Origin of the sequence: Pseudarthrobacter sp. N5, assembly GCF_050157035.1 — a bacterium.
GTDB lineage: Bacteria > Actinomycetota > Actinomycetes > Actinomycetales > Micrococcaceae > Arthrobacter.
This window is the reverse complement of sequence record NZ_CP189593.1, coordinates 927,992-941,927: the sequence shown is the minus strand read 5'-3', so window position 1 is coordinate 941,927 and position 13,936 is coordinate 927,992. Positions and strand designations below refer to the sequence as shown.

At 61.7% G+C, this 13,936-nt stretch carries 19 protein-coding genes, 1 tRNA gene and 1 pseudogene; 12 read left to right on the top strand and 9 right to left on the bottom strand.

Annotation, left to right across the window (positions count from 1 at the left end):
- Window positions 1-51 precede the first annotated feature (51 nt).
- The gene (locus ACQCST_RS04780; protein ID WP_426998186.1) at window positions 52-432 is read left to right on the top strand and encodes a VOC family protein; all 381 of its coding nucleotides are present in this window, start codon (window positions 52-54) and stop codon (window positions 430-432) included.
- Here ACQCST_RS04780 and ACQCST_RS04775 read toward each other — a convergent pair.
- From ACQCST_RS04775 to ACQCST_RS04760, 4 genes are all read right to left on the bottom strand, one after another.
- Entirely contained in the window at window positions 429-1,691 is a 1,263-nt protein-coding gene (locus tag ACQCST_RS04775; RefSeq protein ID WP_426998185.1) for a DNA glycosylase AlkZ-like family protein, read from the bottom strand. The two genes, ACQCST_RS04780 and ACQCST_RS04775, sit on opposite strands and share 4 nt — an antisense overlap.
- Window positions 1,692-1,793: 102 nt before the next feature.
- A complete protein-coding gene (locus ACQCST_RS04770) occupies window positions 1,794-2,879 on the bottom strand; it encodes a glycosyltransferase family 4 protein (protein WP_426998184.1) in 1,086 nt (361 codons plus the stop codon).
- 9 nt (window positions 2,880-2,888) lie between these two features.
- On the bottom strand, window positions 2,889-3,302 hold the full coding sequence (locus tag ACQCST_RS04765) for a 6-pyruvoyl trahydropterin synthase family protein (protein ID WP_426998183.1): 414 nt from the start codon (window positions 3,300-3,302) through the stop codon (window positions 2,889-2,891).
- 2 nt (window positions 3,303-3,304) lie between these two features.
- Entirely contained in the window at window positions 3,305-4,315 is a 1,011-nt protein-coding gene (locus ACQCST_RS04760) for a zinc-dependent alcohol dehydrogenase (protein ID WP_426998182.1), read from the bottom strand.
- A 91-nt stretch (window positions 4,316-4,406) separates the two neighbouring features.
- Between ACQCST_RS04760 and ACQCST_RS04755 the strand changes: the two genes are divergently transcribed.
- Window positions 4,407-4,496: transfer RNA gene (locus ACQCST_RS04755), tRNA-Ser, on the top strand.
- A gap of 59 nt (window positions 4,497-4,555) precedes the next feature.
- Here the strand turns inward: ACQCST_RS04755 and ACQCST_RS04750 are convergent.
- The 3 genes and pseudogenes from ACQCST_RS04750 to ACQCST_RS04740 form a co-directional block, all read right to left on the bottom strand.
- Window positions 4,556-5,311 carry a tyrosine-type recombinase/integrase gene (locus tag ACQCST_RS04750; RefSeq protein WP_426999076.1) on the bottom strand — a complete coding sequence of 252 codons (756 nt, stop codon included), beginning with the start codon at window positions 5,309-5,311 and terminating at the stop codon, window positions 4,556-4,558.
- Between the two features lie 30 nt (window positions 5,312-5,341).
- Window positions 5,342-5,683, bottom strand: a pseudogene (locus ACQCST_RS04745) (Arm DNA-binding domain-containing protein); the annotation flags it as partial.
- On the bottom strand, window positions 5,670-6,257 hold the full coding sequence (locus ACQCST_RS04740; protein WP_426998181.1) for a helix-turn-helix domain-containing protein: 588 nt from the start codon (window positions 6,255-6,257) through the stop codon (window positions 5,670-5,672). The gene ACQCST_RS04740 and the pseudogene ACQCST_RS04745, both read right to left, overlap by 14 nt.
- 127 nt (window positions 6,258-6,384) lie before the next feature.
- Here ACQCST_RS04740 and ACQCST_RS04735 point away from each other — a divergent pair, with 127 nt between their 5' ends.
- From ACQCST_RS04735 to ACQCST_RS04695, 9 genes are all read left to right on the top strand, one after another.
- Entirely contained in the window at window positions 6,385-6,576 is a 192-nt protein-coding gene (locus ACQCST_RS04735; RefSeq protein WP_426998180.1) for a helix-turn-helix transcriptional regulator, read from the top strand.
- Window positions 6,577-6,810: 234 nt separating this feature from the next.
- Window positions 6,811-7,113 carry a hypothetical protein gene (locus ACQCST_RS04730; protein WP_426998179.1) on the top strand — a complete coding sequence of 101 codons (303 nt, stop codon included), beginning with the start codon at window positions 6,811-6,813 and terminating at the stop codon, window positions 7,111-7,113.
- Window positions 7,110-7,409 (top strand): hypothetical protein, encoded by a 300-nt coding sequence (locus ACQCST_RS04725; RefSeq protein WP_426998178.1) that lies wholly within the window; start codon window positions 7,110-7,112, stop codon window positions 7,407-7,409. The genes ACQCST_RS04730 and ACQCST_RS04725 overlap by 4 nt, the downstream gene beginning before the upstream one ends.
- A 95-nt stretch (window positions 7,410-7,504) precedes the next feature.
- Window positions 7,505-8,764, top strand: a complete 1,260-nt coding sequence (locus ACQCST_RS04720) for an AAA family ATPase (protein ID WP_426998177.1) — start codon at window positions 7,505-7,507, stop codon at window positions 8,762-8,764.
- Between the two features lie 61 nt (window positions 8,765-8,825).
- Complete coding sequence (locus tag ACQCST_RS04715) at window positions 8,826-8,999, top strand: hypothetical protein (RefSeq protein ID WP_426998176.1); 174 nt, start codon at window positions 8,826-8,828, stop codon at window positions 8,997-8,999.
- 137 nt (window positions 9,000-9,136) lie between these two features.
- Complete coding sequence (locus tag ACQCST_RS04710) at window positions 9,137-9,349, top strand: hypothetical protein (protein WP_426998175.1); 213 nt, start codon at window positions 9,137-9,139, stop codon at window positions 9,347-9,349.
- A gap of 10 nt (window positions 9,350-9,359) precedes the next feature.
- A complete protein-coding gene (locus tag ACQCST_RS04705; RefSeq protein WP_426998174.1) occupies window positions 9,360-9,980 on the top strand; it encodes a hypothetical protein in 621 nt (206 codons plus the stop codon).
- A 12-nt stretch (window positions 9,981-9,992) separates the two neighbouring features.
- Complete coding sequence (locus tag ACQCST_RS04700) at window positions 9,993-10,142, top strand: hypothetical protein (protein WP_426998173.1); 150 nt, start codon at window positions 9,993-9,995, stop codon at window positions 10,140-10,142.
- 336 nt (window positions 10,143-10,478) lie between these two features.
- A complete protein-coding gene (locus ACQCST_RS04695) occupies window positions 10,479-11,981 on the top strand; it encodes a phage major capsid protein (RefSeq protein ID WP_426998172.1) in 1,503 nt (500 codons plus the stop codon).
- 200 nt (window positions 11,982-12,181) lie between these two features.
- Here ACQCST_RS04695 and ACQCST_RS04690 read toward each other — a convergent pair whose 3' ends face one another.
- Window positions 12,182-12,709 (bottom strand): hypothetical protein, encoded by a 528-nt coding sequence (locus ACQCST_RS04690; RefSeq protein WP_426998171.1) that lies wholly within the window; start codon window positions 12,707-12,709, stop codon window positions 12,182-12,184.
- A gap of 117 nt (window positions 12,710-12,826) precedes the next feature.
- Between ACQCST_RS04690 and ACQCST_RS04685 the strand changes: the two genes are divergently transcribed.
- Entirely contained in the window at window positions 12,827-13,195 is a 369-nt protein-coding gene (locus tag ACQCST_RS04685; RefSeq protein ID WP_426998170.1) for a helix-turn-helix domain-containing protein, read from the top strand.
- 344 nt (window positions 13,196-13,539) lie between these two features.
- Here the strand turns inward: ACQCST_RS04685 and ACQCST_RS04680 are convergent, their stop codons facing one another.
- Complete coding sequence (locus ACQCST_RS04680) at window positions 13,540-13,878, bottom strand: hypothetical protein (RefSeq protein WP_426998169.1); 339 nt, start codon at window positions 13,876-13,878, stop codon at window positions 13,540-13,542.
- Window positions 13,879-13,936 lie beyond the last annotated feature (58 nt).

Below are 13,936 nucleotides of genomic sequence, written 5' to 3'. Positions count from 1 at the left end.
CCCGGAGAAGTGAGAAACTTGCGGAATAGCACACCTAGGAAGGGGCCCGCCGTGACCGTAGCCTTCAACCACACGATCGTCTACGTCAGGGACAAGCACCGCTCCGCCGAGTTCTTGGCGCGGATTTTTGGGCTGCCGCAGCCGACGCCGATGTGGTCTTTTCTGACTGTTTCCCTCGACAACGGGGTGACGCTCGATTTCATGAACTCGGATAAGGTCGTTGCGCCGCAGCATTACGCGTTCCTGGTCGGCGAGGAGACGTTCGACGGCGTGCTCTCACGGATCGAAGCCGCGGAAATCCCCTACTGGGCGGATCCGGCAATGTCGATTCCGCAGAAAATCAACCATCATGACGGCGGGCGGGGCGTGTACTTCCATGATCCGGACGGCCATTTCCTCGAGGCGATTACCCGCCCTTACGGCTCGGGCTAACCAAGGGACTGGTTCGCTGCGTCCAGCGCGTCGATCCGCTCCTGGCGTGAGGCCGGCGAGTCCAGGCTGAACGAGCGGAAGTCGCCCAGTTCGTCGCGGATCCAGGCCTCCACCTCGCTGATCCGTTGCGCCACCGCTGGGGTGGGCCCACTGAACAACCAGTAGGCAATCCGTTCCTTGCCGGGATCGTACTGCCACAGCCCGATGATCCGGCCGCGGTCAAAGATGGGGTGGTCAGACAGGTCCGCCTGCAGCGCCAGGGCTGTGTTCAGCACCTTTTTACCCCTGTCCTCCTCGGCGTACAGGTCACCCGAGTTCCGGCGCAACAGCACGAGCGAATCCGTCCCGGCCAGGAGCTGAATCTGTTCCTCCACAGGAGGGCTGAAGGCAGCGAGGCGTTCGACGTCGTCGGGCAGCATCCACAGCGTGTGGCCCCCGGTGGTGGTTACGGCGGTGGGTACCTCGCGGGCGCCGACGGCGGCCAGCGCCGCCTTGCTCTGCGCCACAGTGAAAGCGGTGAACCACTGTGATTGCCTGAGCGTGGCACCACCCGTCCAGTCCAGATAGCGGCGCATCAGCTCGGTGCGGGCGCGGTCGTCGTCGAGTTTGCTCGGAGGAAGGCCCCAGGCGGTATACGCATAACGCTGCTGGTCCAGGCGCCCGTTGACCGGGATGCGACGGATCCGGCCGTCCGTCTGCAGCAGGCCCAGTGCCGTGGGGAGCGTGGTTGTGGCACCCTTCTTTCTGCCTTCTTCGCCGAGGTTGCGCACGGATTCGCCCAGCTCGTCCTTGAGCTGCTTGGGATCCATGGGGTCGGACGCCTCGGCCAGCGTATGCAGCACCTGTTCTTCAAGCAGTGTGATTTCGCCGCGATCGACGCCGAGCTTGCCGAGCACCTTGACCGTCACTTCTGCGGCGTCCCTGCCCAGCTGGAGCGCCCAGGCGTAGTCGTCCTGGCCCAGCACGTAGGTGCAGCCGCGGGCTGTGGGGAGCTCGTGGATTTTCAACGAGAGGACGTCGGCATCCACCTGTTCCCGGCTGATGCCTGCCCGGGCAAAGAGCGTGAGGTACGGGTTGGCGCCGCCCACGGAGCGTGCCCAGCCGGCCCTGGCGAAAACCTCCTCGGAGTTGGCGCCCGCCAACGAGCCATCCAGGCCCTGCTTGTGCCATGCCCAGGCACGGAGGAGCTCGGGAGTCAGGGCCTCTGGGTTGAGCGCCTCTGCGGTGAGGGTCCGGGCGGGCGTCACACGGGTAGTCATGGGCTCATTGTCCATCAGCGCGGAGGGTAGGGGTAGCGTTCGCGGGCCGAAACCGCTCGCCGAGGTGAGAATTCGCGCCCATCTTTTGAACGAACATCGGCGCTAAATCTCACCTCGGCGGAGCGCCTCCCGAACCGCCCGAGCCGTTGAGTCCCAGCCCGGAAGCTGCCCCCGCGCGGCGAGTGCGGCTTCCCGCCAGCCGGCCCGCAGCTCAGCCTGGGTGAGCCATTCGCGAAGAACCTCGGCAAGCGGCGCCGGGTCTGCATCCAGTTCGACGGCGGCGCCCGGCAACGCCGGTTGCGCGCCGCTGGGTGCTTTGCTGCCGTACGCCAGCGCCTCCTCGGCTCCCGTGCCCTTGCGGACCACTGCCGGAATGCCACGGGCGATGGATTCAGTGACCACAAGTCCAAAGGTCTCAGCGCGGGAAACGAGCAGGCTGAGATCGGCGGCACCCCATTCTTCTTCCAACGCCTCACCAGTCAGCTGGCCGGTGATCCTGACCCGGTCCTGCAGTCCGTAGTGCCCCATGGCGTCCCGGACCAGCCGGGCGTACCCCGGATCCGCGGAATCCGAGCCCACCAGGGATGCGGTCCACGGCAACGTCTTGAGCTGAGCGAGCGCGCCGACAGCCAGCAGCTGGTCCTTGTTGGGGAGCAGCGCGGCCACGACAATAAGGCGCGGAGGGTCTGAGCCGGCGGCAGTTTCCGCCGGCGTTGTGCCGGGGAGCGCCGTTTTTACTCCGTGGATGTTGTGCCTCTCGCTGATTTCCGCGGCGGCCGAGGTGCTGGTGCAGATCACCCCCGCGGCGGCCCGGAGGGCGCGCCCCTCGCAATCCGGGTGCCCGTCCACCGGCATGTGCAGCAGAACCCAATTCCGCCGCCCGGCCGCGGCGGCATACTCCAGTTCGTCCGGAGCCCCGCAGGCGATCAGCCCGTCCACGATGGTCACAGCCTCCGGGGTATCCGTGGTGACCACCGCACCGGTGCCCCATTCCCCCAGCAACCTGCCGAGCCGGCGTCGCTCTTTCGCAGTGCCGATCGGCCACGAGCCATCCACCGGAAGCAGCTCCACCACCGCGCCCAACGCGGCAAGTTCCCGCGCCAGCATGGTGTTGTAGACAGTACCGCCGGAGTTGTGGCCGATGTTTGCCGGGACCAGCAGCCTGATCTTCAGCGGGCGTTCTGACATGGGCTGCCGTTACTGCGGGCCGGGTTCGCCGGCTGCGAAGTCCAGCGAACAGCTGGCCCACGCGTCCGGAGTTTCGCGGAGGGTGACGTCCAGCCCGGAAAGGGCTGCGCCGTCGTTGCCTTCCCTGATCCGGGAAGCAACAGCGGCAGCGATGTATTCGGCGAGCGCCTCGCTGGTGCTCAGCTTGCCCTCAAAATCGGGATGTTCGTCCAGGTTGCGGTAATTGAGCCCGGCCAGCACGCCGTCGACGATGTCACCGGCCTCGCCGATGTCCAGCACAATCGCGTTTTGGTTGAGGGCGCGACGGCGGAACGTCACCTCCGCGACGAAGGTTGCCCCGTGCAGTGCTTGGGCGGGGCCGAAGGCCTCCCGCGGGAGGCTGTGGGCGATCATAAAGTGGCGGCGGACCGTCAGGCTGAACACGGTTAGCTGCTTTCTGGGGCGGACGGATGCGGGTAGCTGATCACATGGCAAAGCGCCTCGAGTTCGCCGCGGGCTAATTGCTGCACAACGTCCGGCAAATCCGTAAAGGGCGATTCACCGGTGAGAAACACGTCAAAAACCGGGTCCTTCAGCAGGGAGACGGCCAGGTCCAAGCGGTCCGCTTTGCTCCGGCGGTGGCGCCGGGAACGGGCCACAACGCCCACCTGGCTGGCGCGGATAGACAGACGACGGGCGTGGAAGTCTTCACCGAGGGGCAGCGTGACTTTGTTGTCGGCGTACCAGGACATCTCGATAATCTCGCCCTCGTCGCCCACCAGTTGCAAGGCCCGGCCCAGCCCTTCCTGTGACGCCGAGCAGTGGAACACGATGTCGCAGTCCGGGAGGGCATCGGCGGGGAGCGCAAAAGCCATTCCAAGAGCGTCGGCGAGTTTCCGGCGGGCGGGGTCAACGTCAATGAGCTGCAGTCTGGCCAGTGGAAAGGTCCGCAGCAGCGCGGCCACCATGCCGCCCACCAGACCCGCGCCGATCACGGCGATCCTGTCGCCCAACCGCGGACCGGCTTCCCACAGTGCGTTGACGGCGGTCTCCACGGTTCCGGTGAGGACCGCGCGGCGGGAGGGTACGCCGTCGGGAATTCTTGTGAGTTCGCTAGTGGAAACGACGTAACGGTCCTGATGCGGGTGCAGGCAGAAAACCGTGCGGCCGGTCCAGTCCTCCGGGCCCTGTTCCACAATGCCCACGGACAGGTAGCCGAACTTGACGGGCGACGGGAACGAGCCTTCCTGGTGGGGCGCCCGCACTTCCTGGGCGACGCGCTGCGGGACCCGAGCGGCGTGGACAATGAGCTCCGTGCCCTTGCTGATGCCCGAATACAGCGCCCGCACCACAGCCTCCTCCGGACCCGGGGCCGGCAGATCCTCAGTCCTGAGCTCACCCTGGTCCTGACCGACGGTCCAATAGGCGGTTGCTTCGGGTTGCTGGGTACTGCTCATCTTGCTGATGAATCTATCCTCCGGGCTCGCACCAGGGGAAGAGCCAGCCGTTTTGGGGATGGGCGCCCTGCTCCGGTACCCTATACAGGTTGGTGACGTGTCCGAGCGGCCGAAGGTGCAACACTCGAAATGTTGTTTGGTGTCAAAGCCAACGTGGGTTCAAATCCCACCGTCACCGCCAAGTAGCAAGGCCCCTGCTTCCCTTTGTTTACAAGGGAAGCAGGGGCCTTTGCTTTGCCCTCAGTTGGCTTTTGGCAACATTTTGACAACATCCGCCCGTGAAACAGCGTGATCCAGAGCGTCAGCAACGGCATCCAGATCGTCATCGAACAGGTCAGCGTAGACATCCAGAGTCATGGCAGCGCTGCTATGACCAAGCATCTTCTGCACCGCTTTGACGTTCGCGCCGGCCGACACAGCGAAGCTCGCCGCGGAGTGGCGGAGATCGTGCGGCGTGATTCTGGGGATCCCGGATCGCTTCACCGCGCCGGCAAACCAACTCATGTTGTCCTCGTGAACTCGGGCCGAACGCAGGTAGCCGCCGTCCTCGTTCGGGAACACGAGATCGTCACGACCTTTCCCTTCGCATTGCCTCGCCAGCATCTCGGCCAGGAACTTGGGAAAAGGCACGGATCGGCGCTTGTGATTTTTGGGCGTTCCAACGACGATTTTGGAGCCTACTTCTACGGCATTTTCGGTGACCATGAACCGGCGTTTGAGCATGTCCAGGTCCTTTACCCGTAGCCCAATCGCCTCACCCCAGCGCAGTCCGCAATACGCGAGCACCAGAACCAGCGTCGGATATTTGGATTCTGCGGCCATCAAGTGCACTTGCTCGTGGCTCAGGTAGATATGAGCCTTCTTGGCTTTCCTTGGCAGCTTCACGCCCCGCGCAGGGTTGCTCAATAGGCGACGGTCCCGCACTGCATCATCAAGGATTGCGGCGAGGACACCGAAGTTACGGATGACTGTTGCGCCGGCCTTGGGCTTCTGCATGGCACCGTCCCCCACTGACATTTCAGACACCCACTGTTGCACTGAGGTGGTTCTGATATCGCTCAGCTTCACGGACCCCCAGCGCGGTTCAACGTGGATTCTCCATGCGGACTCAACGGGGCGGTAGCTGGACGCTTTCAGATGAGTCTGGGACTTGATCCAGACCGCCCCCAACTCCCCCACTCTGGCTGTGGCATCTGCCGGGTTGATGAACTCTCCGCGGTCCTTGGAAACCTCCACCGTCCTGGCAAATCGCTCGGCGTCCCTCTTGGTGGCAAAACCTCGTTTCGAAGTCTGGCGGCGCTCGGGCGTCCGGTACAGAACGCGATAGCGCCTGCCCTGCTTCGTCTCGTACGGCTCAATCGTCGCCATCAGAAACCGACTTCTGACGGCGGCTCCCCGTAGCGCCCCGTTCCATGTCTCCAAGGAGGCCATTTATGTATTCAGTAGCATCCTGCTTCCCTTGGTCATCCCCGGGCGTCCAAGGGGCATGGGACGCGACAGCCCCAGCCCAACCGCTGAGTTCCTCCCCTAACTCTTGACGTCGCCACATGGGTAAGACCCAGCCCAGAAACTCGTACCTCTCCATCCGGTCCCTCTCGGACAGTGGCGACTCCGCAGACATCCACCCCCAAAGACTTTTGGCAGAGACTGGCGACTTCAGGCCTGTTGCCCGCACCTCTTCCTCCCCCGACTCCGCCCCTGGGTACAGGAGGGAAATTGGAGTCACATCAAGAACGAGGGCCAGCGCCATCAAATCGTCAACATCCACTCGTCGCTCCATTTCCTCTATGCGTCGAATGGCCAGTGGAGATATGGAGCGTTTGAGGTCAGTAATCCCCCGAGATACCTCGGTATACGTCAAGTTAGCGGCTTCGCGAAGCCGCTTCACATTATGGGCGACGGCTTCGCCTGTCGCCCCGAGTTCCATCTTTTTTCCAACCATGTCCCCATCTTGACATGCAAAAGATGAAAGCGCACCTCCAAGTATTGACATCCATTATTTGACGTGACCATAATGGAGGTAGAACTTCAAAGAATGAATGTCCACCTACAAGAAATGGAGTGTACCGATGACATCGGAACTCTTGGCCCCGGCAGAACTAGGGCAGCGGCTCGGCAAATCAACCGCCGTCCTCGCCAACTGGCGATACCTCGGCGCTGGGCCAAAGTTCATCAAATGCGGTAAGTCAATCCGATACAGGGTCGCCGACATCGAAGCATGGCTGGATCAGCAGACCCGCCAGCAGACCGACGCAGCCTGATATGGATCTTCAGGAGATGAAAGACAGATTCGCCGGTAAGCATGTGCGGTTCGTCGGAATGATGGGGGAAACCGACGGGCCTACCGGGAAAGTCTGGCGTGAGACCAGCAGGGGCGTCTGGGTGACGCTCCCTGACGGCAGCCGGCAACAGTGGCACCCAGAAGACGTACGCGTCGTATCACCCACAACCAGCCAGAACAAGAAATAAATCCAATACAAGGAACAGGTCTCACCGTGTCCACCACCACAGCACCAGAAGCAGTACAGACCATGTCCAGCCCTGCCGACCCAATGACCCAGGAGCAGCGGGAAGCCTTCGCAGCCTATGTTCTTTCGCTCCGTACGGACTGGCCGCAGTATCCGATTCGAGCCCGCATTGAGCGCATGAGCCAAGAGGACGGGCTCAGTCCCCACGCCGTGCACACCACCGTCCTGAACGCAGTCTTCAAACATCCGGGCGCCGAACTGCGTGAGTTTGACCGTAACTTCCACCGCCGAGGCTCGGGGCAGTTCAGATCAGGCGGCGGTGACGCATGATTTCGAAGAAAACCGTCATTGATGTTTCCAGGTACGACGACAGCCGGCATGGGGGTTCGTACTATGACCCGATGGAGCTGGACAGGCATCACAACTGTGAAATCGCCGAACTGCCCCAGGGCGCAGTCCTAGAACTCCTGGTTCACGGCTTCCGACCGCACACGGGCTTCCACCGCTGGGGACGACCGGACCTTCACATCATCATCACTTCGCCGCATTACAACGTGGCGGAGGAATGGGAGGCCATGTTCCTCGATCAGTACGAGGCCGCAGCGCAACGCACGCGGGCCGCTTGACCGCAGCACAAGACGGGCCGGCGCGAGATGAGCGCCACGCCGGCCACACGCTTCACACCGATGGAACAGACCACCACCTGACATTAGGACTGAACTTGACCGACAAAACATCACAGCTCAACGCGAGAGAATCGCAGCGGGTCATCCTTACTCCGGCAAGCATGATCCGCACCCGGAGGCAGAAATGGTTTTGGGCTCCCCGCAAAGGCTGCGGCGTGATCCCCTTGGGGACCGGAACCATTGCCGCAGGCAAAGGCGGGGAAGGCAAGACTACTTTCGTACTTGATCTCATCGGGCAGCTCACCCGCGGGGAACTGCCCGGCGACCTCTACGGCGTAAGAGGAACAGCCATCATCATCGGCCCCGAAGACGACTGGGACACCATCATGGTCCCTCGACTACAAGCCGCCGGTGCGGACCTGGACAAGGTCTACAAGATCGACGTCGAAACCAGCTTCGACGAAATCACCCGCCAACGTTCCCTGAAGTTCCCCATGGACGTGGACAGCATCGCAGAAGCCGTCCACGAAACCGGCGCGAAGATCGTCGTACTCGATCCCGCCCCATCCCTGATGCACGGCGACATGAACAAGGTCCAGGACGTCCGCCACGCCTACGAACCACTGATGGCGCTGGCGCAGCGCTTCGAACTGGCAATGATCCTCATCAACCACTTCGGCAAGGGCGGCGGCAGCGTGTCATCCAAGCTTTCCGGATCCCACGCCTGGCGCGACCTAACACGGTCCTATCTGGCGTTCGCAACCGACGAAGAAACAGGTGAACGGGTCTTCTCGCAGGACAAGAACAACTACGCCGAAACCAAGGGCAGCTACAAATTCGCCCTGGAATCAGTAGACGTCACCACTGACGACGGAGAAATAACGTCCGTGGCTCGAGTGAACTTCCTCGGCGAAACGGACACAACTGTCAGTGACATCATCAACCGCGGCTTCGAAGACGCTCCGGAAGGAGGGGAAGACCGAACAGCAGCGCAGAAGTTCATAGCCGAATACCTCACCGAATCCGGCGGCGAATGCCTCACTAGCGAAATCGAACAGATAGCAACACGAGCCGGCTTCACCGTACAGGCACTCCGCAAGGCACGCATGAAAATGGTCGACCCTGTGGTCATGTCCAAACGCGTCGGTTTCGGCAAAGGGTCGAAGTTCATCTGGTCCTTTGTCATTGATTCCGGCATTGATTCCATAGATTCCCGTGCACCACACGCAGGAATCAATGGAATCTATAGGGAATCAATGACGGGAATGAAAGAAGTAAGTGGGATATACCCCCTCATAGATTCCATTGATTCCGTACTCCCGGGCATGGGAACCAATGAGGAAGTGGCCGCATGACCTACGTGGAGCTCCAACGCCTCATTCTCGCCAACCGCCACACAACGAAGGATGAACGCTCATGACACGCCCCTCTGTGAAGCCCCGCCGCTGGACGTGGAAGGACGCCGAAGGCATCCACACCCCAGGAATAGCGCTGATGCAGGGGCGCAGTGTGAAAGCGCACCTGACCATCACGGAAGCACGGGCATTCGCTGACCGGATCCACGATCTTTGTGACGAGGCCGACGCATGAGCGGCAAAAGCAGTTACCGTGCCGCGCTCCGGCTGACCGCCAAGCAATCCAAAGGCAAGTTAGTGGCCCACGACTACAGCGCCCCAACATTCCCGCCTCCCAAGCAGCTCCCACCCAGACCTCAAAGGACACAGACCATGACCCTTCCAAATGCCGACTATCGGTTTCCGCCCATCGTGAAGCCCATCGAGTATGAGCTTCGGAGGATTGAAGCCGCCGCGCTGATGCTCGAAGTGCCATGTATTCACTGCAATGCGACCACGGAGGCGATAGCGGGCTCCGGCAGCCTGCCCAGGGTCTTAGGCCTGACACACGAGGTCGGCTGTCCTGACGAAAACCCCGAAGACTAGGAGACACACCATGCCACAGCCAGGGATGCCCGGCTCTAAAGCCGAGGGCGACGATTACCTCATCCGCAAAATTCAGGACTTGGAACGCACGGTCCAGCATCTCGCCGCGTCCAACCCGTTCCTCGCAATGGGCATCACACCTGTTGCGGGCGGACTCAACGTCACCGGCAACATGGCGATCAGCGGGACACTCTCGCTACCCAACGGCATCATCGGCAATGCTGCGCTGTCTAACCCGGTTCAAATCGGTACCGCGAGCAACGGGATCGGTAACTACGCGATCACCACCACCTCAACGGTTCGGGCGTCCGTGACCTTGACCGTCCCGGCAGGATTCACGCAAGCCGTCGTGATTGCCAACCCCACAGCAATGGGATACAACAACACGGCATCAGCCGATTACCTCTACGTCATGGCCGTCATTCAAGGGATAGGCGGTGGGGAACTCTACACAGCGGCCCCCGCCGGTCTAGGCGTCGGCCTCGCTGCTCCGTTCCATACAACCCTTACCGGGCTTACGGGCGGGCAGACCATCACGGTAAGCGTCGCCACCCGCACCGGCACAAACGCATGGGCGGCATCCACAGCCAACCAGGCAAATATCTACGCAACCGCAATCTACCTACGCTAGGGAGCCGTCATTATGACCACTGCCACCCCCGAGCCCACCAGCCCGGCCCCGCTGACCTTCCAAGCGCCGCCACCGGAAGCCCCAGGCCAGCCCAACCCCATCCCACGCGGGATCCCGTGGGATGAACCGATCACCCCTGACACAAAGGTCACCGCCCCCTAAGTCATCGATTAGAATACATATCCGAACGTGTCTACTTGAATTAGTAGACACATTCGGGTAAAATACTAGACACAGATGGAACTGATGTTCCGGCTCTGAAATTGGCCCCCGTCGCCGGCGCTCACGCCCCCGCTTCCGGCACCACTTCAGACCCCGTCCAATCACCACTCAGACAGAGCCACGGAAGGCCATTCCCGACGCTCACCAGGGCCACGCTAGGCCAGCGAAACGCCCGCAACACCCCCTGACAGTTCTTGCCCATTTTTAGGGCCATTCAGGGCAACCCACACACTCTTAGCCCCCAGGGCACACCCACTTTTAAGGACACGCATACTTATGTCTGCAACTCTCGAAGCACAGCGCAACATCCGCGAACTCGGCACCAAAGCCGAGGCCGTACTCAAAAACGGCCGACTCAGCAACACAGAAAAGAAATCCCAGCTCGACGGGCTGACCGCCGAACTCAAGCGTCACCAGGAAACGCTGGAGCTTTCCGCCAATGCCAAGCGCCTGATGGGCGGCGCGGAATCCCTGAACAACGGTTACGCCGCAGCCGCCGCTTCCGGTATCGCCGCCAAGGGCCTCGCCACCCCGTCGCTGTCTCTCGGCCTCGACGTCCAGGAGAATCTGTTCATGGCTGCCAAGTCCGGCGCCAACTTCCGCGTGGAACTGAAGGACGCCGCCAGCTCCGACGCGACACGCACGCAGCTGCCGGCCAGTCTCGTCCCCGGCGTCGTTGACCGCCGCTTTGAGCCCGTCCGAATCCTGGACCACATCCCGTCCGGAGCTATGGCCGGCCCATCGGTCGAGTTCATCACGCACACGGCCAACACTGTCGGGCTCGCTGCCCCGGTAATCACCCTGGGCACCGCAGTCGCCGGCGGCACCTTCGCGGCAGGCACCTACTTCTGGAAGCTGACCGCCCTCAGCGCGGCGGGCGAGACGATCGGTTCCAACGAGCTGACCGCGACGCTGACCGCGAACCAGCTGCAGCCGATCAACTGGACCGCCATTCCGGGCGCAACCGGGCACCGGCTCTACCGCGGCACCGTCGCGGGCGGGGAAAACGTCCTCGTGGCAGTTGTTGGCGCCGTCACCACCGTGACAGACACCGGCACCGCGGGCACGAACGCATCCGTTCCGCTGGCCAACAGCACCGCAGGCGCCGGGGCAGTCGCACCTGGCGCGGCGTTCCCCGAGACCTCGCTGACCACCACGGCCACAATCCTCACGGCGCGCAAGCTCGCAGTATTCTCCACCGTCGTTGACGAACTGCTCCAGGACTTCCCGACCTTCGCCCAGTACCTGGACGTCGAGCTGCAGCGCCAGATCGTGGACGCCGAAAACTGGCAGATCCTCAACGGCGACGGCACCGGCCAGAACCTGCTGGGCCTCCTGAAGACCACCGGGACACTCGTCCGCGCCAAGGCCCCGACTGACGCGGCACTGGACGTCCTCGAACAGGGCATCACCGACTTGCGCAACGGCCCGAGCTTCTGCGAACCGGACGCCATTATTTGTCACCCCTCGACGTGGTCCACCATTCGCCGGGTTAAAAATACCCTCGGTAACTACATCCTGGGAGACCCCGGCCAGACCGCCGTCACCGACGTCTGGGGCACACCCGTACTGCAGACCACCCAGATTGTCCCCGGTACCGTCATCCTCGGAAATCTGCAGCTTGCCACGCAGGCATTCATCCGCGACGGCGTAACGCTTGAGATGACCAACTCGGCGGACGCGGACTTCACCAGCGGCAAGGTCAAGATCCGCTCCACCGAACGCCTCACCATCGGTGTTGCACGACCGACCGCGCTAAACATCCTGACCGGCTTCTAAGCCGGACAGGCTAAGGTGGCCCGTCCTGACACACAAAATCAGGACGGGCCACCGCGCCAACCAGCCGACGCCGCCAGGGCGGGTGGGGATGCGCCATTTCCGTGCCTGCAACGCGCGGGACGGTCATCGAGGTAGTGTCCTCCCCCTCCCCGGCGGGAGGGGGGGATAGTCCAGCATTCCCCCCTACTCCGGAATGGCGGCTATGCCGAAGCCAAATCCTTTGACGCCAGTTCGGACAGCAGTTGAATTAAGGCTGTTTCCGTAGCCTCAGTAGGCTTGTGGCCGGCCTCGCACGGGAGAGGAAGGTACATTGTGGCATCCTTCAGAGAAATGGAGATGCCGACGCGGTTCGGCCATTCTGGCCTTCTTCTGGTCTCCCGCTCCAGGGGATCAACCGCGGTGATTTCAAGCTTGGTGATCGAGCCCCGAGGAAATGCGCTTACGGTCACAGCGCCGATGTCTCCGTTTCGCCACCGAAGAGACGCCTTGATCACCAAATCCTCGGTGAACGCCACAACATCGCCAACCATCGAGTTGTAGTCCTCCTCCGCTATGTTGTGGCAAATGAAGGTGATGTCCTTATCTGCCGTTATGGCCAGGATGGACTCGCACAGACGCGACAGCTCGTCTGTCCGTCGTTCCTCTCCGATCCAAGGTGGCATCTGGTTGGAGTCGGTGAGTTGGTTTGCTAGGTCGTCTCGTCGTTTGAGTGCTTCGGAATGTTGCAACTTGTCTCCTTTTGGACCTTCTGAGATAGCGCCGGGACCGCGTCGCGACCTTACTGGATCCTCACACAAAAAGGCCCCGGTTAGTCTCACGACAGGCCGGGCTGGGTAGCATCGGGTATGGACACAAACACTGAAGATGTGAACCGAGACAATCAAGGCAGTGCCGCCGAAGCTGAGCCGGCAGGATACACAGCGGTGAAAGGAAAGTTGCCAACCCCTGGCGCGCTCTACACCATCGACGACCTGGCCGACATCTTCCAAATATCCAGGACCAAGGCATACGAACTAATGAGAGTAGAACGGTGGCCACATTCCAAATACGGGACCAAGACCCGTTTCGAGGAAGCCGATCTCGAAGCCATCAAAGCCATGCACCGGCAACCGGCCGCAGAAGCGCCCCGTGATCGTCGTGTCCCACGCATCGGAACGGGTGCTCAACGTAGCCGCAACAGGGCAAGAATGCTTCAGTATCCTAATGAAACGTGAGAGAATAGATTAGTCAAGCTAACTCTTGACGGTCACTGTGGTGGTTGACCAACGGCGTCTCCCGGGGATTGTTCCTCCCGAATCGGTTGAGACACTTGCCAGGGCGTTCACTCCGGAAACGGGGCGGGCGCCCTTCGGCATTTCCGGCAACAGCGTGGCAACATTCTGACAACATCTAGCGTGAAAACGCGTGATGTTGAGTGATAAGAATCCCCGGAATTTGGCGGATTTTGCACCTCACCAATGGTTCTAAAAGGGTTCAAATCCCACCGTCACCGCCAAGTGGCAAGGCCCCTGCTTCCCTTTGTTTACAAGGGAAGCAGGGGCTTTTGCTTTGCCGGGACCTACAGCGTGTCCGGCTTTGGATCGCCCTTGTGCCCACGCAGGTTGTCCTGGACCTTGCCGAAGAGGTCCTTGAGAGTGGATTCCGTGTTAGTCAGCATGTCCGGCTGAATGTATACAGTCTGGGTTGGCGGCAGGCTGTAGCTGGACTGCAGCCCACCGGTGCCCTCCACTCCGTCAAGGGCAATGGTTACTCCGCCCTCTTTGCGCGCAATGGCCCCGATCCGTCCGAAAACAAGTGTGAATTCATCCGGCTCGAAGCTGACAGTCTGCCCTACATGCGTCCGGTTGAGCTCACTGGCGGGAGTTGCTTTCTCGTTGCCAGTCCCTGAGTAGTTCATGATGTTCTCCCTGAGGTGGTTGGCGACTTACGCCAGCAGTTTAGTGCCGGACACGGTG